General features: G+C 65.3%; 17 protein-coding genes and 2 tRNA genes. 9 read left to right on the top strand and 10 right to left on the bottom strand.

The genetic code is table 11. The annotated features are described in order from the left end of the window. Positions 1 to 52 precede the first annotated feature (52 nt). The 3 genes from BG61_RS18390 (at position 53) to BG61_RS18380 (ending at position 1,790) form a co-directional block, all read left to right on the top strand. On the top strand, positions 53 to 589 hold the full coding sequence (locus BG61_RS18390) for a septation protein A (protein ID WP_035933366.1): 537 nt from the start codon (positions 53 to 55) through the stop codon (positions 587 to 589). Positions 590 to 597: 8 nt separating this feature from the next. Then, positions 598 to 903, top strand: a complete 306-nt coding sequence (locus BG61_RS18385; RefSeq protein WP_035933369.1) for a BolA family protein — start codon at positions 598 to 600, stop codon at positions 901 to 903. 104 nt (positions 904 to 1,007) lie between these two features. Next, positions 1,008 to 1,790 (top strand): peptidylprolyl isomerase, encoded by a 783-nt coding sequence (locus BG61_RS18380; RefSeq protein ID WP_035933371.1) that lies wholly within the window; start codon positions 1,008 to 1,010, stop codon positions 1,788 to 1,790. A gap of 93 nt (positions 1,791 to 1,883) precedes the next feature. Here BG61_RS18380 and purL read toward each other — a convergent pair whose 3' ends face one another. Next, on the bottom strand, positions 1,884 to 5,948 hold the full coding sequence (gene purL / locus BG61_RS18375; RefSeq protein WP_035933380.1) for a phosphoribosylformylglycinamidine synthase: 4,065 nt from the start codon (positions 5,946 to 5,948) through the stop codon (positions 1,884 to 1,886). A gap of 510 nt (positions 5,949 to 6,458) precedes the next feature. Between purL and BG61_RS18370 the strand changes: the two genes are divergently transcribed. From BG61_RS18370 to pgi, 3 genes are all read left to right on the top strand, one after another. Then, positions 6,459 to 7,760, top strand: a complete 1,302-nt coding sequence (locus BG61_RS18370) for an FAD-dependent oxidoreductase (protein WP_035933383.1) — start codon at positions 6,459 to 6,461, stop codon at positions 7,758 to 7,760. A 67-nt stretch (positions 7,761 to 7,827) separates the two neighbouring features. Next, positions 7,828 to 9,438 (top strand): NAD(P)H-hydrate dehydratase, encoded by a 1,611-nt coding sequence (locus BG61_RS18365; protein ID WP_081868111.1) that lies wholly within the window; start codon positions 7,828 to 7,830, stop codon positions 9,436 to 9,438. A 212-nt stretch (positions 9,439 to 9,650) separates the two neighbouring features. Continuing rightward, positions 9,651 to 11,273, top strand: a complete 1,623-nt coding sequence (pgi, locus tag BG61_RS18360) for a glucose-6-phosphate isomerase (RefSeq protein WP_035933387.1) — start codon at positions 9,651 to 9,653, stop codon at positions 11,271 to 11,273. A gap of 54 nt (positions 11,274 to 11,327) precedes the next feature. On the opposite strand, the gene BG61_RS18355 is transcribed toward pgi, so the two are convergent. After that, on the bottom strand, positions 11,328 to 12,029 hold the full coding sequence (locus BG61_RS18355; protein ID WP_035933390.1) for an ABC transporter ATP-binding protein: 702 nt from the start codon (positions 12,027 to 12,029) through the stop codon (positions 11,328 to 11,330). Between BG61_RS18355 and BG61_RS18350 the strand changes: the two genes are divergently transcribed. Together BG61_RS18350 and BG61_RS18345 are read left to right on the top strand one after the other, a co-directional pair. Continuing rightward, positions 12,028 to 12,708: an arylesterase gene (locus BG61_RS18350; RefSeq protein ID WP_232256191.1), complete on the top strand. Its 681-nt coding sequence runs from the start codon at positions 12,028 to 12,030 to the stop codon at positions 12,706 to 12,708. The two genes, BG61_RS18355 and BG61_RS18350, sit on opposite strands and share 2 nt — an antisense overlap. Before the next feature lie 127 nt (positions 12,709 to 12,835). Continuing rightward, positions 12,836 to 13,180: a hypothetical protein gene (locus BG61_RS18345; protein WP_035933392.1), complete on the top strand. Its 345-nt coding sequence runs from the start codon at positions 12,836 to 12,838 to the stop codon at positions 13,178 to 13,180. Positions 13,181 to 13,333: 153 nt separating this feature from the next. On the opposite strand, the gene BG61_RS18340 is transcribed toward BG61_RS18345, so the two are convergent. The 8 genes from BG61_RS18340 to tig all read right to left on the bottom strand — a co-directional run bounded on the left by BG61_RS18340 (position 13,334) and on the right by tig (position 22,416). Then, entirely contained in the window at positions 13,334 to 15,259 is a 1,926-nt protein-coding gene (locus BG61_RS18340) for a SurA N-terminal domain-containing protein (protein ID WP_035933395.1), read from the bottom strand. Positions 15,260 to 15,347: 88 nt separating this feature from the next. Continuing rightward, positions 15,348 to 15,424: transfer RNA gene (locus BG61_RS18335), tRNA-Asp, on the bottom strand. A 72-nt stretch (positions 15,425 to 15,496) separates the two neighbouring features. Further along, a tRNA-Val gene (locus tag BG61_RS18330) sits at positions 15,497 to 15,572 on the bottom strand. Positions 15,573 to 15,669: 97 nt separating this feature from the next. Next, positions 15,670 to 15,969, bottom strand: coding sequence for an HU family DNA-binding protein (locus BG61_RS18325; RefSeq protein WP_479389494.1), 300 nt, complete (start codon positions 15,967 to 15,969; stop codon positions 15,670 to 15,672). 237 nt (positions 15,970 to 16,206) lie between these two features. Next, positions 16,207 to 18,633, bottom strand: coding sequence for an endopeptidase La (gene lon / locus BG61_RS18320; protein ID WP_035933399.1), 2,427 nt, complete (start codon positions 18,631 to 18,633; stop codon positions 16,207 to 16,209). A 191-nt stretch (positions 18,634 to 18,824) separates the two neighbouring features. Then, positions 18,825 to 20,096: an ATP-dependent Clp protease ATP-binding subunit ClpX gene (gene clpX, locus BG61_RS18315; RefSeq protein ID WP_035933402.1), complete on the bottom strand. Its 1,272-nt coding sequence runs from the start codon at positions 20,094 to 20,096 to the stop codon at positions 18,825 to 18,827. Between the two features lie 180 nt (positions 20,097 to 20,276). Continuing rightward, entirely contained in the window at positions 20,277 to 20,930 is a 654-nt protein-coding gene (gene clpP, locus BG61_RS18310; protein ID WP_035933404.1) for an ATP-dependent Clp endopeptidase proteolytic subunit ClpP, read from the bottom strand. Between the two features lie 136 nt (positions 20,931 to 21,066). Then, a complete protein-coding gene (gene tig, locus BG61_RS18305) occupies positions 21,067 to 22,416 on the bottom strand; it encodes a trigger factor (RefSeq protein ID WP_035933406.1) in 1,350 nt (449 codons plus the stop codon). 475 nt (positions 22,417 to 22,891) lie between these two features. On the opposite strand from tig, the gene BG61_RS18300 reads away from it, so the two are divergent. After that, positions 22,892 to 24,034, top strand: coding sequence for a glycerate kinase (locus tag BG61_RS18300; RefSeq protein ID WP_035933409.1), 1,143 nt, complete (start codon positions 22,892 to 22,894; stop codon positions 24,032 to 24,034). The last annotated feature ends 165 nt before the right edge of the window (positions 24,035 to 24,199 follow it).

Raw genomic sequence — 24,199 nt, 5'->3', positions numbered from 1 at the left:
CCCGCAAACGGCGCGTGTTTTTCATGCCCGTGCCCTCCTCGTCCGAACGCCAATGAAATTCCTGTTCGATCTGTTTCCGATCATTCTCTTTTTCGTCGCATTCAAGATCTGGGGCATCTATACCGCCACCGCCGTCGCGATCGCGGCAACGCTCGTGCAGATCGCGTGGGTCGCGTTCCGGCATCGCAAGGTCGACGCGATGCTGTGGGTGAGCCTCGGCGTCGTGGTGGTGTTCGGCGGCGCGACGCTCGTGCTGCACAACGACACGTTCATCAAGTGGAAGCCGACCGCGCTCTACTGGCTCTTCGCGGCGGCGCTGATCATCGCGCAGCTCGGCTTCAGAAAGAACCTGATCGAGGCGATGATGGGCAAGCAGATCGTGCTGCCGCATCGCGTCTGGGGGCAGCTGAACGTCGCGTGGGCCGTGTTCTTCGCGCTGCTCGGCGTGGTCAACCTGTTCGTGGCGTACAACTTCACCACGGATCAGTGGGTGAACTTCAAGCTTTTCGGCGCGACCGGATGCCTGTTCGTGTTCATCGTGCTGCAGAGCCTGTGGCTCGCCCGACACATGAAGGAGGACGGACAGTGACCCATTCGATGAACGACTTCATGAGCGCGTCGGCGGCGGACAAGATCGCGCATCTCGAAGCGCGCCTTCACGCGGCGCTCGCGCCGGTGTCCCTGCATATCGACGACGACAGCGCCGCGCACGCGGGCCACGCCGGCGCGGCTTCCGGAAGCCACTATACGGTCACGATCGTGTCGGGCCAGTTCGCCGGCAAGCCCCGCGTGGCGCGGCACCGCATGGTGTATGATGCGCTGGCCGAGGAGATGCGGCGCGGCGTTCACGCGCTCGCGATCAGGGCCTACACGCCCGAAGAATTCGCAGAACAATTCGAATGACCTTCCCCGCGGTATCCGATCAGCAGTTTCCGACAAGCTTTTGCCTTCCCATTTGTCTTTTAACTCGCCTCGTAAGGCCTCTGTTGCCTAGTTAGGAACATTCGATGACTTTGAAAAAAACCCGTGTCTGGGTGTTGCTGGCTGCGTTCGCGGCGGTGCCCGCCTTCGCGCAGAATATCGCCGTCGTGAACGGTACGCCGGTGCCGACCTCGCGTGCCGATGCGCTCGTGAACCAGCTCGTCCAGCAAGGCCAGCAGAACACGCCGCAGTTGCAGGCGGCGGTTCGCGAGGAACTCATCAACCGGGAAATCCTGATGCAGGAAGCCGCGCGCCGCGGCATCGCGACGCGTCCGGACGTGAAGGCGCAACTCGCCGTCGCGCAGCAGACCGTGGTGCTGCGCGCGATGATCGAAGACTTCGTGAAGACGCACACGCCGACCGACGCCGAGATCAAGGCCCGCTATGACGAGCTCGTCAAGCAGGCGGGCGGCGGCAAGGAACTGCATCTGCATCACATCCTCGTCGAGGATGAAGCGCAGGCGAAGGACCTGATCGCCAAGATCAAGGCTGGCGCGAGCTTCGAAGACCTCGCGAAGCAGTACTCGAAGGACCCGGGATCGGGCAAGAACGGCGGTGATCTCGACTGGTCGAGCCCGCAGGCGTATGTGCCGGAATTCGGCGCGGCCGCGCAGAAGCTGAAGAAGGGGGAAGTGACGGCGGAGCCGGTGAAGACGCAATTCGGCTGGCACATCATTCGTCTCGACGATTCGCGCGATGTCGCCCCGCCGCCGCTCGACCAGGTGAAGCCGCAGATCGCGCAGCAGATCCAGCAGGAGAAGCTGCAGGCGTTCGAGGAAGACCTGCGCAAGAAGGCCGTGGTGAAGTAAGCGCCGCGCACCGTTCTTAAAAAAATGCCGCCCCTTGCATTGCAAGGGGCGGCATTTTTGTTTCGGGGCAGCGCCGCTGCCTTCAGCCGAAGATCAGCCGATCCACCGGCGCGCGTTCTGGAACGCGCGCAGCCACGGGCTCGCGTCGGTGGTCCAGTCTTCGGGCGTCCAGCTCATCTGCACGTTGCGATGCACGCGCTCCATGTGCGGCATCAGCACCGTGAAGCGTCCGTCCGTCGTCGTGACCGAGGTGATGCCCTCGGGCGAGCCGTTCGGGTTGAACGGGTAGCGCTCGGTGGCGTTGCCGTGGTGATCGACGAAACGCATCGCGACGAGCGCCTTCGACGCGTCCCCCTGCTGCGAAAAGTCCGCGAACCCCTCGCCGTGCGCGATCGCGACCGGAATGCGCGAGCCTTCCATGCCGGCGAAGAAGATCGACGGCGAGCCCTGCACTTCCACGAGCGAGAAGCGCGCCTCGAACTGCTCCGACTTGTTGCGCGTGAACTTCGGCCAGGCCTCGGCGCCGGGGATGATCGACGCCAGGCTGCTCATCATCTGGCAGCCGTTGCAGATGCCGAGCGCGAACGTATCCGCGCGGCCGAAGAACGCGGCGAACATGTCGGCGAGACGCGGATTGAAGCGGATCGTCTTGGCCCAGCCTTCACCCGCGCCGAGCACGTCGCCGTAGGAGAAACCGCCGCACGCCACCACGCCCGCGAAGTCCGCGAGCGTCGCGCGCCCCGCGAGCAGATCGCTCATGTGGACGTCGTGGGCGTCGAAGCCCGCGCGGTCGAACGCGTAGGCCGTTTCGAGGTGCGAGTTGACGCCCTGCTCGCGCAGGATCGCCACGCGCGGACGCGCGCCCTTCACGACGCCCCGAACGACGTCTCCTTGGGGGATGAACGGCGCGGCCACGTCCTGCGCCGGATCGAACGTGAGATGCGGCGTGATGCCGGGGTCGTTCGCGTCCGAGAGCGCGTCGTATTCGGCGTCGGCGCAGGCGGGGTTGTCACGCAGACGCGCGATGCGCCAGCTCACCTCGCCCCATGCGCGATGCAATTCGACGCGCGGCGCCTCATAGATCTTCTTCGCGTCGCGATAGATCTCGATCGTGTCGCGCTCGTTCGGCTTGCCGATCACGTGCGAGCACGCCGACAGCCCATGCTCGCGCAACGCGACGAACACGGCGTCGCGATCGGCCGCGCGCACCTGCACGACCGCGCCGAGCTCCTCGGAAAAGAGCGCGCGGACCGTCCGGTCCTCGCGGCGGCCGCTCGTCTGCTTCGTCCAGTCCTTCGCGTCGCCGTAATCGGATTCGTGATGCGCGTCGAGCGTGAGCATGTCGACGTTCAGCGACACGCCCATGTGACCCGCGAACGCCATTTCGCAGACCGTCGCCCACAGCCCGCCGTCCGAGCGGTCGTGGTAGGCGAGCAGCTTGCCGTCGGCGTTGAGCGACTGGATCGCGGTGAAGAAGCGCTTCAGGTCCTCCGGGTCGTCGACATCGGGCACCGTGTCGCCCACCTGCTGCGTGACCTGCGCGAAGATGCTGCCGGCGAGGCGATTGCGCCCACGCCCGAGATCGATCGCGATCAGCACGGTATCCATGTTGCGGCGCAACTGCGGCGTCAGCTGGCGGCGCACGTCCTCCACAGGCGCGAACGCCGAGATGATGAGCGACACCGGCGACACCACTTCCTTCGCCGCGCCCGTTGCGTCCTGCCACTTGGTGCGCATCGACAGCGAATCCTTGCCGACCGGAATGCTGATGCCGAGCGCCGGGCACAGTTCCATGCCGATCGCCTTGACGGTGTCGTAGAGCGCCGCGTCCTCGCCCGCGCTGCCGCACGCCGCCATCCAGTTCGCGGAGAGCTTGAGCTTATTCAGCGACTCGATCGGCGCGGCGGCGATGTTCGTGACCGCCTCGCCGACCGCCATGCGGCCGGACGCGGGCGCATCGATGACCGCGAGCGGCGTGCGCTCGGCCATCGTCATCGCTTCGCCGCGATAGCCCGCGTAGTCCATCGTCGTGATCGCGCAGTCGGCGACGGGCACCTGCCACGGCCCGACCATCTGGTCACGCGCGGTCGTGCCGCCGACCGAGCGGTCGCCGATCGTGATCAAGAACGACTTGCTCGCGACCGTCGGGTGCTTCAGCACATCGACGGCGATCTCCGACAGCGGCACGCCCGTCACGTCGATCGGCTCGAATGTCACCGACTCGCGCTTCACGTCGCGATGCATCTTCGGCGGCTTGCCGAGGAGCACGTCCATCGGCATGTCGACGGGCGGCTGGCCGTCGCTTTCGTCGTCGATCAGCTTCAACTGGCGTTCGCTCGTCGCGGTGCCGACCACCGCGACCGGGCAGCGCTCGCGATCGCAGATCGCTTCGAACGCGGGCAGATCGGCCGGATCGATTGCGAGAACGTAGCGTTCCTGCGCCTCGTTCGACCAGATTTCACGCGGCGACAGGCCGCTCTCTTCGAGCTGGACCTTGCGCAACTCGAAACGCGCGCCCTTGCCCGCGCCGTCGACGAGTTCCGGAAACGCGTTCGAAATGCCGCCGGCGCCGACGTCGTGAATCGACAGAATCGGGTTCTTCTCGCCCAGCTGCCAGCACGCGTTGATCACTTCCTGCGCGCGGCGCTGGATTTCCGGGTTGCCGCGCTGGACCGAATCGAAGTCGAGCTCGGCCGTGTTCGCGCCGGTCGCCATCGAACTTGCCGCGCCGCCGCCCATGCCGATGCGCATGCCCGGCCCGCCGATCTGGATCAGCAGCGTGCCCGCGGTCAGATCCATCTTGTGCGTGTGCTGGTCGGAAATATTGCCGATGCCGCCCGCGATCATGATCGGCTTGTGATAGCCGCGCACGCGACCCGCCACGTTCTGCTCGTAGGTGCGGAAATAGCCGCCGAGGTTCGGCCGGCCGAATTCGTTGTTGAACGCGGCCGCGCCGATCGGCCCGTCGATCATGATCTGCAGCGGCGAGGCGATGCGGTCCGGCCGTCCATACGGCTCGTTCGCTTCGGCGGGATTGCGCTGCGGAACCGGCGTCGCGCTGTCGCGGGCGTTTTCCCACTTCTGGCGCGCGTCCGGCAGATCGAGATTCGACACCGTGAAGCCCGCGAGGCCCGCCTTCGGACGCGCGCCGCGGCCGGTCGCGCCTTCGTCGCGGATCTCGCCGCCCGAGCCGGTCGCCGCGCCCGCGAACGGCGAGATGGCCGTGGGGTGGTTGTGCGTCTCGACCTTCATCAGCGTATGCGTCAGCTCGACGTTGCGCTCGTAGTGCTCGCTCGCGCCGCGCGGGAACCAGCGCTCGGCGATGCCGCCTGCCATGATCGCGGAGTTGTCCGAATACGCGACGATCGTGCCCTCGTGATTCAGCTTCTCCGTATTGCGGATCATCTGAAAGAGCGAGATGTCCTGCTTTTCGCCGTCGATGGTCCACTCGCCGTTGAAAATCTTGTGGCGGCAGTGTTCGCTGTTCGCCTGCGCGAACATCATCAGCTCGACGTCGGTCGGGTTGCGCCCGAGCGACCTGAACGCATCGACGAGATAGTCGATTTCGTCGTCCGCGAGTGCGAGGCCGAGTTCGAGGTTCGCTGCTTCCAGCGCGCCGCGGCCGACGCCCACGATATCGACGGTTTGCAGCGGCTTCGCCGGCAGTTCGTCGAAGAGGTGCAGCGCGTGATCGCGCGAGGGCGCGACGCTCTCGGTCATGCGGTCGTGCAGCGCCGCCGCGACCTGTGCGCGGGCCGCGTCCGACAGCGCCTTCTTGCCGCCGAGCAGTCCGCTTTTCATGATCACCGTGTATTCGACGCCGCGCTCGATGCGCCGCACCTGCGTCAAGCCGCAGTGATGCGCGATATCGGTCGCCTTGCTCGCCCACGGCGACACCGTGCCGAAGCGCGGCACGACCATGAACGTTTCGACGCTGCCGCGCTCCTTGTGCTCCTCGAACGGCACGCCGTAGTGCATCAGCGCGTGGATGCGGCTCGTGTCCTCGTCCGTGAGCGGCTCGGCCGAATTGACGAAGTGCAGATACTGGCCGCGCACGCCGACGATATTCGCATCAATGCGGGCGAGCGTTTCGAGCAGACGGGTCTGACGGAAATCGGAGAGGGCCGAAGCGCCGGGGAAACACGAGAAGTGGGCCATTGTGACGGTGCGTCGATGACGTCGATGAGCCGTTCGTGGTTTGCAGACATAACCTGCAACCGAAGCGGCGTGAGGCGAAAGGAAGACCCGGATTATAACCCGGAAGTGTCTCGAAATCGGCCGGGCGGGCTGCCGGGAGCGCCTGCGCATACCGCTTGCGGCATTTCGTCCCGCATCCTGAAATAGCCCCGGCGCGGCCCTGAAGCAACACTGAAGCAGCCCTGCGGCCGAAAAAATCGCGGATTGTTGCGAATCCGCCGGCGCGCCCGCCCCGTCTGGCTTCCGATGCCGCGAACGCGCCCCGCGCAGGCCGCCGGCGGCCTCTGCGCGCGCCCCGGCGGGGCGCGTTTGGCGCTATCATGCGCGCTTTCGCCGGACTGGCAGCCGCGCCCCGGCCCGCTGCCCGCCAACGTCACAGCAATGCTCGCGAAGCGCGCCAAATCCGCAAATCCGCAAATCCGCGCACATACTCGCTTTAAGTCTCGCGCCTTCGGGCAATAAAAACGAATCATGGATGTCATCGTCATCGGCGGCGGAATCGGCGGCATCGCCACCGCTTATCAGTTGCGCGCGGCCGGCCACCGCGTGTGCGTGATCGAGCGCCACGCCACGGTCGCGCAGGGCGCGACCTACGGACATGGCGGCGCCGTGCTGCCCTCGCCGCTCGACGTGTGGTTCGGCCCCACGTTCATGGGCACGCGCCGCGCCAACAAGACGGGCATCCTCTTCAAGCCGGGCTTCGACGCCGCGACCCGCGAGTTCGCGAAGAAACTCGCGCTGCTGCGCGACCCCGAGGCGTTCACGGCGCAGTACGCGCGGCTGCACCCGCTCGTCGAACTGTCGCGGCAGGCAATTGCCGACATCGACGGGCTGTTCGAATTCGACTACGAGCAGCGCACCGGCCTGCTGCACGTCTTCCGTCATGAGCGCGAGCTTGCGCAGGCCGCCCCGGCGATCGAGCTGCTCAGGCGCTTTCAGGTGCCGCACCGCGTGCTCACGCCGAAGGAGTGCGTCGCCGCGGAGCCGTCCGTTCCCGACGATCCGCCCTTCGCCGGCGGCGTGCTGCTCGAAACCGAGCGCACCGCCAACTGCCCGCTTTTCACGAAGCTGCTGAAGCACATCCTCGAAGAAGGCGGCGTGCAGTTCCGGCTCGGCCGCGAAGCCGCATCGATCCGCCTCGACGGCGAGCGCGCGGCCGTCGAGCTCGCGCCGCTCGCGCCCGCGGGCACCGAGCGCAAGCGTTCCCGCGAAGTCGAAGTGGTCGCCGCCGACGCGATCGTCGTCGCGGCCGGCACCGGCACACCCGCGCTCCTCGCCCGCGTCAACCGCAGGCTGCCGCTGCACCCGCTGCGCGTGCACACGCTGACCGCGCCGATCGCCTACGAGGAACACGCGCCGCACATCACGGTGGTCGACTCGGTGAAGCGCATCGCCATGACGCGCGTCAACCAGCGGCTGCGCGTGGCGGGCGGCGCCGTGCTCCAGAGCGCAGCGAAGGCCGCGAAGCCGCTTCCCGGCGACCTCACGCGCCGCGCGCTCGCGCTCCTCGGCCAGGGCACCCACGACTGGATTCCCGGCGCGGCGAAGGTGTCGGCGGCGCGTCCGTGGGACGGCGTGCGGCTTTTTTCATCCGACGGCCTGCCGGTGGTCGGCGCGACCAGCCACGCGCGCCTTTTCGTCAACGCGGCGCACGGCCCGGCGGGCTGGGGGCTCGCGTGCGGGTCTGCTAAAGTGATCGCGGATCTCGTTTCGGGCGTCACCCCCGACATTCCCGCCGACACGCTCGCGGCGCTCTCCATCGACCGCTTCTGACGCCGCTGGCGAGCCCGCGGCGCCGGCGGCAGGATGGCGGGGGAACGCCGCACACTTGCCCGCCGCCATGACTTCGTCCAAATCCTCGTCGCAGTCCCCGTCGCAGTCCTTTTTGCAGTCCCCGTCGAAAGCCTCGACAAAATCGCACTATTTCACGCTCAAGGACGACGCGCTCGCGCTCCTCACGCTCCGCGAACTGCGCACGCTCGAAGCACGCGCCGCGGGCGCGCTGCCGCCCCACACGCTGATGGCGCGCGCGGGCGCGGCCGCCGCCCAGTTCCTGCTCGAATCCGACCAGCATTCGCCCGCGCGCCAGGCGCTGCCCGTCTGGATCGCCGCGGGCCCCGGCAACAACGGCGGCGACGCGCTCGTGATGGCGGCCGAACTGCACAAGGCGGGTGTCGAGGTGCAGGTATGCATGCCGCTCGAAGTCAAACCCGACGACGCCCGCTGGGCACTCGACACCGCGCGCGCGGCCGGGGTGCGGATCGTCGCGGAGCCGCCCGCGTCACTGCAAGGCTACAGCTGGGTCGTCGACGGCCTCTTCGGCATCGGCGCGACGCGACCGCTCGAAGGCCTCTTCGCCGATCTCGCGGCGCGCCTGTCGCGGCGCTCGCGCGAAGACGGCGGCGTGCTCGCGCTCGACGTCGCGAGCGGCCTGGACAGCGACACCGGCTGCGCGGTCGGCGGCGGCCCGGCGGTGCGCGCAACGCACACGATCACGTTCATCGGCGCGAAGCCGGGCCACTTCACGGCACAGGGCCGCGACCTCACGGGCAAGCTGATGATCGCCACGCTCGATGTCGCGCCGCCCGCGCAGCCGTCGATCGTGCTCAACGCGCCGCTGCTTTTCGGCCCGCATCTGCCGCCGCGCGACTACGCGACCAACAAAGGCACGTTCGGCACGCTCGCCGTGATCGGCGGCGACACCGGCATGTGCGGCGCGCCCGTGCTTGCAGCGCGCATGGCGCTTTACGGCGGCGCGGGCAAGGTCAATGTGGCGTTCCTGGGCGCGGGCGCCCCGCCCTACGATCCGCCGCATCCCGAGCTGATGCTGCATCACGTCGACGATCTCGCGCTCGACCAGATGGACGCGCTCGCGATCGGCTGCGGGATGGGAGCGAGCGAGCGGGCGAAGGCGGTGCTGTCCAACGTGCTCGCGCTCGATGCGCCCAAGCTGCTCGACGCCGACGCGCTCAACCTCGTTTCGGGCGACGCGCGGCTCGCCGCCGCGGTTGCCGCTCGCGGCGCGAAGGGCGATCCGTGCATCCTCACGCCACACCCGCTCGAAGCCGCGCGCCTCCTTTCCGCCGACGTCAAGGCGGTGCAGGCCGATCGCGTCGCCGCCGCGCGCCAGCTCGCCGCGCGTTTCGCGAGCGTCGCCGTGCTGAAGGGCTCGGGCACGGTGATCGCATCGCCCGACGGCCGCGTCGCAATCAACCCGACCGGCAATGCGGCGCTCGCCACGGGCGGCACCGGCGACGTGCTCGGCGGATTGATCGGAGCATTGCTCGCGCAGCGGCTTCCCCCGTTCGAAGCGGCGCTCGCCGGAGTCTATCTGCACGGCCTCGCCGCGCAGATCCTCACCGACGAAGGCGAAGGCCCCGCCGGCCTCACGGCGGGCGAACTCGCGCCGAAGGTACGCAGCTTGCTTAACAGGCGCTTCTATGCGGGCTGAAACTCGCGGGCTGAAACGCGCGGATTGAAATGCTCCGACTGAAACCCCGGCCGCGCCGCGCAGGCGACGTTTGCCAGCATGCGTTCATGCATCGTGGCTATACTCCATCTTGATTCCCGCAACTGCCTCGCCCGCCGGCGGCGCATTCGCACGAACGTTCCGCCCGGAAAATCCCGGGCAAACCTCTGCCAACTCAAGCCATTCGGACAGTTATGACGCTCATTTCGCTTCCTGCCTGGTCTGCGCTCCAGTCTCACTACGATGACATTTCGCAAGAGCGCCTGCGCGACTGGTTCGCGCCGCAAAACGACACCTCGCCGACTCGCGCCGAGCGCCTGACGTTCGACGGCGGCGGTATCGCGATCGACTTCTCCAAGAACCGCATCAGCGATGCGACGCTCAAGCTGCTCGTTGAACTCGCGCAGCAGGCGAAGGTCGCCGAGCGCCGCGACGCGATGTTCAAGGGCGACATCGTCAACATGACCGAGCATCGCGCCGCCCTCCACACGGCGTTGCGCTCCACCGCAGACGACGCGCCGTTCCAGCAGCAGGTGCGCGCCGAGAAGGCGAAGATGGCCGCGTTCGCCGACAAGGTCCGCGACGGCTCGTGGACCGGCTACACCGGCAAGCGCATCCGCCATGTGGTGAACATCGGCATCGGCGGCTCGGACCTCGGGCCGAAGATGGTCGTGCACGCGCTGCATCACCTGGCGTCGCCTGAACTCGATACGCACTTCGTGTCGAACGTCGACGGCGCCGATCTGTATAACGTGCTTCAGACGATCGACGCGGAAGAAACGCTCGCGATCATCGTGTCGAAGACCTTCACGACGCTCGAAACCATGACCAACGCGCGCTCCATGCGCGACTGGTTCACGAAGCAGGGCTGTCCGCAAGATGCGCTCTCGAAGCACTTCGTGGGCGTCTCGGCGAACCCGGAGGAAGTGGTCAAGTTCGGCATCGCGAAGGAAAACGTGTTCGAGATGTGGGACTGGGTCGGCGGCCGCTATTCGCTGTGGTCGGCGGTCGGCCTCTCGATCATGCTCTCGGTGGGACCGAAGAACTTCGAGGGCCTGCTCGAAGGCGCGAACCGGATGGACCAGCACTTCCGCGACGCGCCGCTGGAAAAGAACCTGCCCGTGCTGCTCGGCATGCTCGGCATCTGGTATCGCAATTTCTTCGGCTCGCAAAGCGATCTGATCGCGCCGTATTCGGAAGCGCTGCATTTCCTGCCGTCGTACCTGCAGCAGCTGGAGATGGAGAGCAACGGCAAGTCGGCGCGGCTCGACGGCAAGATGGTCGACTACCCGACCGCCGCCGTGATCTGGGGAGAACCGGGCACGAACGGCCAGCACGCCTTTTTCCAGATGCTGCACCAGGGCCCGACCATCATCCCGATCGACTTCATCGCGGTGCTCACGCCCGAGCATCCGCTCGTCGATCACCACGCGAAGCTGCTCGCGAACTGCTTCGCGCAAAGCGAAGCGCTGATGCTCGGCCGCACGCTCGAGGAAGCGAAGAAGGTGGCGGGACCGGGCAAGGAGGAACTCGCGACGCATCTGAGCTTCCCCGGCAACCGCCCGACCACGACGATCCTGCTCGATGCGCTCACGCCGCAGACGCTCGGCGCGCTGATCGCGCTCTATGAGCACAAGGTGCTCGTGCAGGCGTCGGTGTGGAACATCAATCCGTTCGATCAGTGGGGCGTCGAGCTGGGCAAGATCCTCGGCAAGGTGGTCGAAGCGGATATCACCGCGGCAACCGCCGATCCGGCGAAGCACGACTCGTCGACCTCGGCGCTGATCGCGCGTGCGCGCAAGGCGCTGAAGCGCTAGGCACGGCTGCGGGCGCCCTCCCGCCGCATGGCTGCAACGGGGCGGCGCTCGCGCTCAGACGCCAAGGCCGTTCACGAGCCGGCCTGCTTCGATCGTCACGGTCGCGTCGCAGCGTCCCGCGAGTTCGGCGTCGTGCGTGACGAGCACGAGCGTCGCGCCGTTGCGCCGGTTCATCTCGAACATCAGGTCGATGATCGCGTAGCCGGTCGCGGCGTCGAGACTGCCGGTCGGCTCGTCGGCGAAGAGCACGGCCGGATGTGTGACGAAGGCGCGCGCGAGCGCCACGCGCTGCTGTTCTCCCCCCGAGAGCAGCTTCGGATAGTGCCCCGTGCGCTGAGCGAGCCCGACCTGGTCGAGCAGAGAGCGGGCGCGCGCGGCGATCTCCCGGTGCGGCATCTCCGCGCGCAGTTCGAGCGGCAGCATCACGTTTTCGAGTGCCGTCAGATGCGGCATCAACTGGAACGACTGGAACACGAAGCCCACCGAGCCGCTTCGGAGCGCCGCGCGCTCGTCCTCGGAGAGTCCGCCGAGCTCCTTGCCGAGCAGACGAACCGAGCCCGCGCTCGCACTGTCCAATCCGGCAAGCAAGCCGAGCAGCGTCGACTTGCCCGACCCCGACGCGCCGACGATCGCCACACTGCTACCCTTCGCAATCGACAGGTTGATCTGATCGAGGATGGTCAGCTCCCCTGTCGCGTCCTTAACCCGCTTGCTCAATCCCCGTACTTCGATGACTGGTTCGATATTGTTTTGCATGGAAATCTTCAAGGTGGACGGGAGCATGCGGCTCGCCGCCATTGCGTTCGCCGCGCTCTCGCTCGCGGCGAACGCGGCGAACGCCGATGCCGCGGAAACGCCCGCCGCGCAGGGCAAGCCGACGATCGTGGTGCTCGGCGACAGTCTCTCCGCCGAGTACGGTCTGCCGCGCGATACGGGCTGGGTCAATCTCCTGCGAGAGCGGCTCGCAAAAGAGCGCTTCGATTATAGCGTCGCCAATTCGAGCATCAGCGGCGACACGACGAGCGGCGGGCGGGCCCGCCTGCCCGCGGTGCTGAACCGGCTGAAACCGGCGGTCGTGGTGGTCGAACTGGGCGCCAACGACGCCCTGCGCGGCGTGCCGCTCGCGACCACGGAAGCGAACCTGCGCACGATCGTCGAACAGTCGCAGGCGGCGCATGCGAAAGTTTTACTCATCGGCATGTACGTTCCGCCCAATTACGGCCCCGACTACTCGCAAAAGTTCCACGGTGTCTACGAGGAGTTGTCGAAAGAAAAGAAGGTGCCGCTCGTCCCGTTCCTGCTGGCGGGCATCGAGAACAAGCCCGCGATGTTCCAGGCCGACCAGATTCATCCGACGGTGCAGGCCCAGCCCTTGCTATTGGACAACGTCTGGCCAAATTTGAAACCACTGCTCGGCGCCGCGGCTTCGAAATGAATTCGCAAGCCGCACGGCCGGCAGCATTCAGACCAAGCGCGGAACAAGGCCACGATTCAGTTATCTGAGACTTTCGCGTCACTCTTGAAACCCCGCTCCGCTGTGAGCGCCTCAACATGGAGGTAACGTGAAATACTTACCCATTCTCGCTTTGACCGTCGCGATCTCGGCATGCGCTGCGCAGCCGCCCGCCAACGTGCAGCAAGTGGGCACGAGCCAGAAGGCTCCGAAGGTCGTTGGACAATGCATCGCTCAGAAATGGGCTGACAAGTCGCAGCAGCAGGTCGTGTCGCAGGACACGCTCGCAAACGATCAGGCGATGGACGTCTACGTGCCGGGCCAGCAGCCGCCTAACGGCGCGGCCGCCGTGGTGCGGCCCAGCTGGACCGGCGGTCAGGGTTCGTGGGTCGGCTTCCGTGCCTCCGGCGCGGCCGGCAGCGAAAGCACCGGTGATATCCAGGGCTGCCGCTGAGCAACCCATATTCGGGGATGGCCGCCCTCACGACACGCACGCGTCGAGGCCTGAATCGCCCGATGGCGCCCAACCGATAAACGATAAAAAAGCCCCGCTGGCTCGCGCCAGCGGGGCTTTTTGCTGCGGCTTGCGCCGCTGCTTGCTCCGCTCTTACTGCGGCTCGTTCACGGACGGCGTGTGCGTCAGCTTCACCTTCGAGCGCGCTTTCAGCGAATCGAGATACGCCTCCATCTCGGCCTGCGCGTACACCTGCGCGACTTGCTGCTGCGCGCCCGCGAGGCGGTCGGCCGCGACGGGCGCTGCCTTCTGGATGCCGTTCACGCGATAGATCGCATAGCCGTCGTCGCCGAGATCGACGCCGACATAAGCCGGCAGCTTCGACGCGTCCGCCTTGAAGATCGCGCTCAGCGCGGCGACCGGCACGCCCTGCGCATCGTTGCGCGAGACCGTGGACGGCGACGAGAAGCCCGCCGTCGATTTCGACTTATCGAGTTCCGCGAGCCTGGCCGCGCCTTCCTTGCGCGCCAGCGCACCCGCTTCCTGCGTGACGACCTTCGCGCGGACCGCGTCCTTCACGGTATCGAGCGGCGGCACCGTGGACGGCTTGTAGTCGGTCACGCGTGCGGCGACGAGCGTGTTGTTGCCGATGTCGATGGCCTGCGTGTTGTTGCGATCCTTCACCGAATCGGCGGCGAAGATCGCGGCCAGCACCTTCGCGTTGTTCAGCGGGCTGTCCGGCGGCAGTTGCGGGTTCGCCTTCGGCCCGACCGTCGCCGTCTGGATCTGCAGCTTGTACTTGTCGGCGGCGGACTGAAGCGTCTTCGACTTTTCGTAGACGGCGTCGGTGAAGGCCTGCGCGTCGTCGGTGAAGCTCCTGGACGACTGCTGCGCAATGTAGTCCTTCGTGAGCGCGTCCTTCACTTCGTCGAACGGCTTCGTGGCCTCCGGCTTCACGTCGGTTGCCTGGATGATGTGATAGCCGAAGTCCGACTCCACGACATCGCTGATCTCGCCCTTCTTGAGCTTGAACGCGGCGTCGTCGAACGCCTTGCCGCCCGCGATCATGCCGCGGCTGAAGTAGCCAAGGTCCCCGCCCTTCGCAGCCGAACCCGGGTCTTCCGAACTCTTCTGCGCGATCTGCGCGAACTGGTCCGGATGCGCCCTCACTTGCGCGAGCAGTTCGTCGGCCTTCTGCTTGGCCTTCGCCTTGTCGGCAGCGCTCGAGTCCTTCGGCGCGTTGATAAGAATGTGGCTTGCCCGCACTTCGGCCGGCGTGCGATAGCGCGCGATGTTGTCGTCGTAGTACTTCCTGAGTTCGGCATCGGTGGGCTTGATGCCTGCCGCGAGCGTCGCCGGCGAAAGCACCAGGTACTGGATCGTGGCCGTCTCGGGCGTGGCGAACTCGTTGCGATGCGCGTCGAAATAGGCGCTGATCTGCGCGTCGGTCGGCTGAACCTTCGACGTGTAGTCCTGCGTACGGAACGCGAGCCCCTGCACGTCGCGGCGCTGCTCGGCGAGTTCGGTGAGGCTTTGCGCCAGCGCCTTCGACGTGAACGCGCTCGCCTGGATGCTGCCCGGAATCTGCTCGGAAGCGAGCCCGTAGCGGATGCGCTCGTCGTACTGCTCGGGCGTCATGCCCTGCATCGCGAGCAGTTGCTTGTAGCGCTCGACATCGATCGTGCCGTCGGGCTTGCGCAGCGACGAAATGACCGGATCGGCGAGGAGCGCGCGGCGCACGGCCTCGTCGGAAGCGGTGAGATGCAGGCGACGGGTTTCGTCCGCAAGCATGCGCTGCTGCACGAGACTGTCGACGAGCGCCGTACGCATCTCGGGCGTCTCGAACATCTTCGGATCGAACTGCGCGCCGAGCACCTGGCGCGCGCGATCGACCTGCTGGCGCAGCGCGTTGTCATAGTCGGCGCGCGAGATCTTGTTGCCGTTCACGCTCGCGACGTACGCGTTCTCATCGAAGAAACTGCTGAAACCCTGCACGCCGACGATGCCCAACCCCGGCACGACGATCAGGATCAGGAGCGCCATCATCAGGCGTTGGTGATTGCGGAAAAAATCGAGCATGCGTAACGATGCCTTAAAACAAAACGCCCGATCTTACAACAGCGGGCAATAAAAAAGGCGAACCGGAGTTCGCCTTTCTCGTGGATGCTGGCGGAGTGGACGGGACTCGAACCCGCGACCCCCGGCGTGACAGGCCGGTATTCTAACCGACTGAACTACCACTCCTTGTTTGCTGCCTGCTACTAGCTTGTTCCTGCTTTGTACCTGCTCGCCTGGGCTGCTTGATGAACCTGGAACTGGTGGGTGCTGAGAGGCTCGAACTCCCGACCTACGCCTTGTAAGGGCGCCGCTCTACCAACTGAGCTAAGCACCCGCTCCGCGATTCTTCGCTGCCCGGACTGTGACCAGCGCGCCCCTTTTTCATCCCCATTGAGGATGTATCTTGAAGCACCCCGTATCCAGCGAGTCCGCTAGTTTAGCGCATCTTTTAGTGCTTTGCCAGGGCGAAATTTCGGCACCTTGGCGGCCTTGATCTTGATGGCGGCGCCCGTGCGCGGATTGCGTCCGGTGCGCGCAGTGCGCTTGCCGACCGCGAACGTGCCGAAGCCGACGAGCGTCACGGTGCCGCCCTTCTTGAGGGTCGTGCGCACGCCGCCGATCAGGGCGTCGAGTGCGCGGCCGGCGGCCGCTTTGGAGAGGTCCGCGTTTTGCGCGATATGGTCGATCAGTTCTGTCTTGTTCATTGTTATCCCCGAGTCTGTACTGCGCATGTGCTGTGGATGTGGTCTGTCATCGAAGCAATCGCACCTCGGCATGGCAGGTGCGGCGCTCATTAGACTTAGCCGAAAGCGCCGTGTCAACGGGGGCGGAGCCTGATTCGACGCGTTTCGCGCCGATCGCGATTCTTTTCGCCGAAAACAAAAAACCCGCGAGCGCAAACTCGCGGGTTTTTTTTAGCTTCGGATGCGCAACACGCGTTTCGCATCGAAGAGCGGTACGACGCAACGTCAGTGCTTCACGACATCGCCCGACGCAGGCGCATCCTTCTGCGCTTCCGCGCCAACCGGAGTAGCAGGCTTGGCCTCGTCTTCCGGCAGCGCCTCGGGCACGCGCTCGAGCGCGAGTTCGAGCACCCGGTCGATCCAGCGCACCGGAACGATCTCGATCGAGTTCTTCACGTTGTCCGGAATGTCGGCGAGATCCTTCGTGTTCTCTTCCGGGATCAGCGCGAGCTTGATGCCGCCGCGATGCGCCGCCAGCAGCTTCTCCTTCAGCCCGCCGATCGGCAGCACTTCGCCGCGCAGCGTGATTTCGCCGGTCATGGCCACGTCCGCGCGCACTGGAATTCCGGTGAGCACCGACACCAGCGCCGTCGTCATCGCGATACCGGCGGACGGACCGTCCTTCGGCGTCGCGCCCTCGGGCACGTGGATGTGGATGTCCTTCTTTTCGAAGGCTTCATCCGCCACGCCAAGCCGGCGCGAACGCGAGCGAACCACCGAGCGCGCCGCCTCGACCGACTCCTTCATCACGTCGCCGAGCGAACCGGTGCGGATCACGTTGCCCTTGCCGGGCATCTGCGCCGCTTCGATCGTCAGCAAGTCGCCGCCCACTTCCGTCCACGCGAGACCCGTCACCTGGCCGATCTGGTTTTCCTTCGCGGCCAGACCGAAGTCGTACTTGCGCACGCCGAGGAACGTGTCGAGATTCCTGCCGTCGACCGTCACTGCGCCCTCCGCCTTCTTCAGCAGCAGCATCTTCACGACCTTGCGGCAGATCTTCGAAATTTCACGCTCGAGCGAACGCACGCCCGCTTCACGCGTGTAGTAGCGGATGATGTCGCGGATCGCCTGCTCGGCGACTTCGATCTCGCCTTCCTTCAGGCCGTTGTTGCGCTTTTGCTTCGGCAGCAGATAGCGCTGCGCGATGCTGACCTTCTCGTCTTCGGTATAGCCCGAGAGGCGAATCACTTCCATCCGGTCGAGCAGCGGCGGCGGAATGTTCAGCGAGTTCGACGTCGCGACGAACATCACGTCCGACAGGTCGAAATCGACTTCGATGTAGTGATCGGCGAACGTGTGGTTCTGTTCGGGATCGAGCACTTCCAACAGCGCCGACGCCGGATCGCCGCGGAAATCCATGCCCATCTTGTCGACTTCGTCGAGCAGGAAGAGCGGATTGCGCACGCCGACCTTCGCGAGGCTTTGCAGGATCTTGCCCGGCATCGAGCCGATATACGTGCGGCGGTGGCCGCGAATCTCGGACTCGTCGTGCACGCCGCCCAACGCCATGCGCACGAACTTGCGGTTCGTCGCGCGGGCGATCGACTGCCCGAGCGACGTCTTGCCGACGCCCGGAGGCCCGACGAGGCACAGGATCGGCGCCTTCACCTTCTCGACGCGCTGCTGGACCGCGAGATATTCGAGGATCCGTTCCTTGACCTTTTCGAGGCCGAAGTGATCTTCGTCGAGCACGCGCTCCGCATTCGTGAGGTCGTTGTTGACCTTGCTCTTCTTGCGCCACGGCAGGCCGATCAGCGTGTCGATGTAGTTGCGCACGACAGTGGCTTCCGCCGACATCGGCGACATCAGCTTGAGCTTCTTCAGCTCGGCGTCGGCCTTCTTCTTGGCTTCCTTCGGCATGCGCGCGGCGGTGATGCGCTTCTCGAGCTCTTCGAGATCCGCGCCCTCTTCGCCTTCGCCCAGTTCCTTCTGGATCGCCTTGACCTGCTCGTTCAGGTAGTACTCGCGCTGGCTCTTTTCCATCTGGCGCTTCACGCGCCCGCGGATGCGCTTTTCGACCTGCAGGATGTCGATTTCGGCTTCGAGTTGCGCAAGCAGATGTTCCAGACGTTCGATGACCGGGAACATCTCGAGGATGTGCTGCTTCTGGTCGAGCTTGAGCGGCAGGTGAGCCGCGATGGTGTCCGCGAGACGACCCGCTTCATCGATGCCCGACAGCGACGTGAGGATTTCCGGCGGAATCTTCTTGTTGAGCTTCACGTACTGGTCGAACTGCGACACGATCGCGCGGCGCAGCGCTTCGGTTTCAGCGCTGTCGGCGTGGTCGGGTTCGAGCGGCATCACGTCGCACGAGAACTGCGTTTCCTGCTCTTCGATGGAAAGCGTCTTCGCGCGCTGCAGGCCTTCGACGAGCACCTTCACCGTGCCGTCGGGCAGCTTCAGCATTTGCAGGATGTTGGCGATACATCCTACTTCGTACATGTCCTTTTCGGTCGGCTCGTCCTTCGCCGCCGTTTTCTGGGCGACGAGCATGATGTGCTTGCCGCCTTCCATCGCGGCTTCGAGGGCCTTGATCGACTTGGGCCGCCCGACGAAGAGCGGAATCACCATATGCGGGAAAACGACTACGTCGCGCAGCGGAAGCAGCGGGAGCGTGATGCGTTCCTGCGGGAGGAGTTGGGTTCCTGACATTTCATTTCCCCAGTAGTGGAATCAGTTCGTTCGTAAGTAAGGCCTGCGGACACAAATGCAAGCCTACGCATGAGGGAAAAGTTCGTTGAATCGAAAAGATCGCGTCAGTAACGTCCACAAGATATCCGAAAAATAAACAAAAAGCCGTTCACGTCGCCATGAACGGCCTTTCGCCGACACACAGCCCTACATCAGTTCGAGCCCGCTACCTTCGGTGCGTCTTCGTAGATCAAGAGTGGCTTGCCGTCGCCGTCGATCGTGTTGTCGTCGACGATCACCTTGCTCACGCCTTTCATCGTCGGCAATTCGTACATCACGTCGAGCAATGCCTGTTCCAGAATCGAGCGCAGGCCCCGCGCGCCGGTCTTGCGGCGAATGGCCTTCTGCGCGATGGCCTGGAGCGCGGCCGGGCGGATTTCCAGCTCGACGCGCTCCATGTTGAACAGCTTGTGATACTGCTTCACGAGCGCATTCTTCGGCTCGATCAGGATCTTCACGAGCGCGGTTTCGTCGAGCTTGCCGAGCGTCGCCACCACCGGCAGACGGCCGATCAGTTCCGGAATCAGGCCGAACTTGATCAGATCTTCCGGTTCGACTTCACGCAGCACTTCGCCCGCGTCGCGCTCCAGCTTGCTCTTCACGCTCGCGCCGAACCCGATGCCGGTCTTTTCCGTGCGATCGGTAATGACTTTCTCGAGGCCGTCGAACGCGCCGCCGCAGATGAACAGGATGTTGGTCGTATCGACCTGGATGAAGTCCTGGTTCGGGTGCTTGCGGCCGCCCTGGGGAGGCACCGACGCCATCGTGCCCTCGATCAGCTTCAGCAGCGCCTGCTGGACGCCCTCGCCCGACACGTCGCGCGTGATGGACGGGTTGTCCGACTTCCGGCTGATCTTGTCGATTTCGTCGATGTAGACAATGCCGCGCTGCGCCTTGTCGACCTCGTAGTTGCAGTTCTGCAGCAGCTTCTGGATGATGTTCTCGACGTCCTCGCCGACATAGCCGGCTTCCGTCAGCGTCGTTGCGTCTGCGATGACGAAGGGGACGTTCAACATGCGCGCAAGCGTCTGCGCGAGCAAGGTCTTGCCCGAACCGGTGGGCCCGATCAGCAGGATGTTGCTCTTCGACAGCTCGATCTCGTCCTTCTTGTCGAGATGCTTGAGGCGCTTGTAGTGGTTGTACACGGCCACCGCGAGAATCTTCTTCGCGCGTTCCTGGCCGATCACGTACTGATTGAGAATATCGCTGATTTCCTGCGGGCTCGGCAGGTCGGACCTCGTCAGCCCCGCTTCTTCCGCCGCGCCGGCTGCTTCGTCGCGAATGATCTCGTTGCACAGGTCGATACATTCATCGCAGATGAACACCGACGGGCCAGCAATGAGTTTTTTTACCTCATGCTGACTCTTGCCGCAGAACGAGCAATACAACAGCTTCTCGCTGTTAGAACTTTTTTTGTCCGCCATAGATGTGTAAGCCTCCGGACACTCGATTACATAATACGCCCTTCGATCTTTCCACGCAGATACGGCCGGCGTGGACCGCCGAAAGGTGTGTGGCGCTCTGCCGCAGGCCTTTGGCCGACTGGCTGGCCCCGATTTTCCGGGGCCGGCGCGACGTCACATGAAAGACGCCATCAGGGACCATCAGGGACGCTTGTGCAGCACCTGGTCGACGAGACCATACGCCTGCGCGTCGTCTCCGGACATGAAATTGTCGCGGTCGGTGTCGCGCGCAATGCGCTCGACCGGCTGGCCGGTATGGTGCGACAGCAACTGGTTCAGGCGTTCCTTCAGGTACAGGATTTCCCGCGCCTGGATTTCGATGTCGGACGCCTGCCCGCGCGCGCCGCCAAGCGGCTGGTGAATCATCACGCGTGCGTTCGGCAGCGCGATGCGCTTGCCTTTCGCGCCCGCGGCAAGCAGGAACGCGCCCATGCTCGCTGCAAGGCCCATGCACAGCGTGGCGACGTCGGGCTTCACGAACTGCATCGTGTCGTAGATCGCCATGCCGGCCGACACCGAGCCGCCCGGACTGTTGATGTACAGGCTGATGTCCTTGTCGGGGTTCTCGCTTTCAAGGAACAGCAACTGCGCGACGACGAGATTCGCCGTCTGGTCGTTGACTTCGCCAACGAGAAACACCACGCGCTCCTTCAGCAGGCGCGAATAGATGTCGTAGGCACGTTCGCCGCGGCCACTCGTTTCCACGACCATCGGAACGAGGCCGAGCGCCTGGGCTTCGAAGTCCCGGGGTGCGTGCGAGGCGAGCGTGTCGAGCAATTCAGCGCGAAAGGTCATGCAATTTCCTTGTTCGGAATAGGGATACTGAACGACGAAGGAACATCGGATAGAACGGCATCCGCCTGCACAAACTTTAATGCAAAAAAGGCGTGCGGGCCGTCTCCGACGACCCGCACGCCCCTTGGACGCCGCTTCAGGCTTGCGCGGTTGCGCTCGCCAGCTCCTCGAAGCTTACTTCCTTGTCGGTCACCTTGGCCTTGCCGAGAACGAAGTCCACGACGTTGCTTTCCACGACGTAGGCTTCCATTTCAGCGAGGCGCTGCTGATTCGAATAATACCAGCGGACGACTTCCTTCGGGTCTTCGTAGCTCTTCGCGAACTCGTCCACTTCCGCACGGATCTGTTCGGGTTTTGCCTGCAGGTCGTTCGCCTTCACCAGTTCGGCAAGAACCAGGCCCAGCTTGACGCGGCGCTCCGCCTGCTCGGCAAACATTTCAGCCGGAATCGGCGCGTCGGCGGCATTGGGCACGCCGCGCTGCTGCAGGTCCTGGCGCGCCATTTCGACGAGGCGCTCCTGGTCCTGCTCGATCAGCGCCTTCGGCACGTCGAGCTCGGAAATCTTGAGGAGCGCGTCCATCACCTGATTCTTCACGATCTGCTGCGTGCGGCGCTTCGCTTCGCGCTCGAGGTTGTCCTTGATCTCGCCGCGCATTTTCGAGAGGTCGCCGTCCTGAATGCCGAGCGACTTCGCGAATTCGCCGTCGATTTCCGGCAGATGCGGCCACTCGATCTTCTTCATCGTGATGGTGAACTGCGCCGTCTTGCCCGCGACGTCCTTGCCGTGATAGTCCTCGGGGAACGTCAGGTCGAATTCGCGCGACTCGCCGACCGAAAGGCCAAGCGCCGCCTTTTCGAATTCCGGCAGCATGCGGCCTTCGCCGAGCACGAACGAGAAGTCGTCGGCGCTGCCGCCCTGGAACGCTTCGCCGCCGATCTTGCCGACGAAGTCCATCGTCACGCGGTCGCCGTCCTTCGCGGCCGTGTCCGCACCGCCGTCACCGTGCTCGCCGCCTTCGCCGCGCGCGTGGTAGTGCACGCGCTGCTTGCGCAGGATGTCCAGCGTGCGGTCAATTTCGCCTTCCGAAATGGTCGTGACGGTGCGCTCGATCTCCGCCGTCGCGACGTCGCCGAGCTTCACTTCCGGATACACCTCGAAGGTGGCATCGAACGCGTAGGCGTCAGCGGGCGCTTCGTCGCCCTTCGGCGCAAAGCTCGGCTGACCCGCGACACGCAGGTTCTCGGCGCGCGTGACGTCGAAGAACTCCTTGCCGACCTTGTCGCTCAGCACTTCGGCTTCGACCTGTCCCGCGTACTGCTGCGTCACCATCTTGAGCGGCACCTTGCCCGGGCGGAAACCCGGCATGCGCACGTTCTTGGCCAACTGACGGATACGCGAATCCACTTCCTTCTGCACGCTCTCCTTCGGCAGGGAAATGGTTACGCGGCGTTCGAGCTTGCCGAGATTTTCAACAACGTTAGCCATGGCTTCTATCGTCCTAAGTAAATCGAGTAGATTCGAGTATTCGGGTTGGTGTCTGGTCTGCGGCTGCATCGTTGCGGGCCGCAATCAGCGCCTGCACCGCGGCGGCGCTTGTGCGCGCCGTTTCCGGGTGTTCGGGCCGCCGCCAGCGCGGTATCAGTCAACAGAGCCCGACATTTTAGCAAACAATTTGGCGGCCCCACTGCCGGCAGGCGCGCGCCGTGCGATTTACCCGCTTTTTTGATCCGATTTCACGTTATTCCGTGTTTCTGGCGCGAAAAACCGCGCGCACAATGCCGGCTATCGCAGCGCGGCTATTTTGCGCACGGCGCCGCGCTGCTAAGCTTGCCGACGCGGCACGGCAGCGTCCCGGTCTGCGCCTGCTTGCGCGAATAGCCACGCGGCATTCGCGGCATGCCTGAATGGAATAGATAAGTCCTCGCCGCGCGAATTCAATCCATCCAATAAACGAGACACCATGCCTAACACGTCCGCACCTGTCGTCGTCATCGCTCCCGATTCGTTCAAAGGCTCGCTCAGCGCCGAACAGGTGGCCGAAGCCATCGCGTCCGGCATCCGGCGCGCCCGCGCGGACGCGGTCATCCGCATCTGCCCGATGGCCGACGGCGGCGAAGGCACGCTCGACGCGATGCTCGCGGCAGGCGGCGAGCGCCGCATGCTCGACGTGCAGGGCGCGGCGAACGCGCGCCGGCAAGCCGCGACGGGCCTTCTCGCGGACGGCAGCGCGATCGTCGAGACGGCGGAGGTGGTCGGCATCACCGACCCGGACGGCATGGCCGTGCCGGTCACCGAGCGCAGCACGCGCGGCATGGGCGAGGCGATTCGCGCGCTGCTCGATCTCGGCGCGCGCCGGTTCTACGTGGCGCTTGGCGGCAGCAGCACGAACGACGCCGGCGCGGGTCTGCTCGTCGGGCTCGGCCTCAAGCTCTTCGACAAGGACGGCAAGGAACTCGAACCCAAGCCGGCCGTGCTCGCGAAGGTCGCGCGCATCGACGCCTCGCAACTCGACGCGCGGCTCGCGGACACCGAATTCATTGGCATGTCGGACGTCGACAATCCGCTCACCGGCGAGCACGGCGCCACCGCCGTATTCGGGCCGCAAAAGGGCGTGAAGCCGGAGCAGGTCGCCGAAATCGATGCGGCCCTCGCCCATTTCGCCGACGTGCTCGAGCCTGTATTGCAGCGCACCACCCGCGACAATCCGGGCGCCGGCGCCGCTGGCGGCCTCGGCTTCGCGCTGCACATGCTCGGCGCGCGCTTCGAGCCGGGCGCGGAAGTGGTGGCGCGCGAGATCGGACTCGATACGGCGCTCGAGGGCGCGCACTGGCTCATCACGGGCGAAGGCCGCTCGGACGTCCAGACGCTGCACGGCAAGGCGCCCTTCGTCGCGTGCAAGCATGCGCGGGCGTTGAGCGTCGAGGCGTCGCTCCTGTCCGGCGCGATCGATCCGGCCGCGCTGCCGCGCCTCTCGGAATTCTTCAGCGGATGTTTTTCGCCGGCGCCGGGGCCGATCACGCTCGACGTCGCGATCCGCGACGCGGCGCGCCTGCTCGCGAACGAGGCGGAACAGCTCACGCGGCTGAAGTTCGGCTCACGGTAAGCGGCCGCACGGGCGCCGGTGCGCGCCCATCGGACCGGGGCTCGGGTGAGGGGTGTCGACGGCCCGCACGCCCGCCCCATGAGCGACACGAGCAGACCGGCGGGGTGACGCGACGCCCCGGCACGCCAGCGCCCTTCGCCCTTCGCCTTTCGCCCTTCGCCCTTC

It is taken from the genome of Caballeronia glathei (genome assembly GCF_000698595.1).
Lineage (GTDB): Bacteria > Pseudomonadota > Gammaproteobacteria > Burkholderiales > Burkholderiaceae > Caballeronia > Caballeronia glathei.
The sequence above is the reverse complement of the archived record's forward strand: the minus strand, read 5'-3'. Positions and strand labels throughout refer to the sequence as shown.

Coding starts and splice junctions, on each gene's coding strand:
- BG61_RS18390 (WP_035933366.1), top strand. CDS start 53: ATGAAATTCCTGTTCGATCTGTTTCCGATCATTCTCTTTTTCGTCGCA.
- BG61_RS18385 (WP_035933369.1), top strand. CDS start 598: ATGAACGACTTCATGAGCGCGTCGGCGGCGGACAAGATCGCGCATCTC.
- BG61_RS18380 (WP_035933371.1), top strand. CDS start 1,008: ATGACTTTGAAAAAAACCCGTGTCTGGGTGTTGCTGGCTGCGTTCGCG.
- purL (WP_035933380.1), bottom strand. CDS start 5,948: ATGGCCCACTTCTCGTGTTTCCCCGGCGCTTCGGCCCTCTCCGATTTC.
- BG61_RS18370 (WP_035933383.1), top strand. CDS start 6,459: ATGGATGTCATCGTCATCGGCGGCGGAATCGGCGGCATCGCCACCGCT.
- BG61_RS18365 (WP_081868111.1), top strand. CDS start 7,828: ATGACTTCGTCCAAATCCTCGTCGCAGTCCCCGTCGCAGTCCTTTTTG.
- pgi (WP_035933387.1), top strand. CDS start 9,651: ATGACGCTCATTTCGCTTCCTGCCTGGTCTGCGCTCCAGTCTCACTAC.
- BG61_RS18350 (WP_232256191.1), top strand. CDS start 12,028: ATGGAAATCTTCAAGGTGGACGGGAGCATGCGGCTCGCCGCCATTGCG.
- BG61_RS18355 (WP_035933390.1), bottom strand. CDS start 12,029: ATGCAAAACAATATCGAACCAGTCATCGAAGTACGGGGATTGAGCAAG.
- BG61_RS18340 (WP_035933395.1), bottom strand. CDS start 15,259: ATGCTCGATTTTTTCCGCAATCACCAACGCCTGATGATGGCGCTCCTG.
- BG61_RS18325 (WP_479389494.1), bottom strand. CDS start 15,969: ATGCGCAGTACAGACTCGGGGATAACAATGAACAAGACAGAACTGATC.
- lon (WP_035933399.1), bottom strand. CDS start 18,633: ATGTCAGGAACCCAACTCCTCCCGCAGGAACGCATCACGCTCCCGCTG.
- clpX (WP_035933402.1), bottom strand. CDS start 20,096: ATGGCGGACAAAAAAAGTTCTAACAGCGAGAAGCTGTTGTATTGCTCG.
- clpP (WP_035933404.1), bottom strand. CDS start 20,930: ATGACCTTTCGCGCTGAATTGCTCGACACGCTCGCCTCGCACGCACCC.
- tig (WP_035933406.1), bottom strand. CDS start 22,416: ATGGCTAACGTTGTTGAAAATCTCGGCAAGCTCGAACGCCGCGTAACC.
- BG61_RS18300 (WP_035933409.1), top strand. CDS start 22,892: ATGCCTAACACGTCCGCACCTGTCGTCGTCATCGCTCCCGATTCGTTC.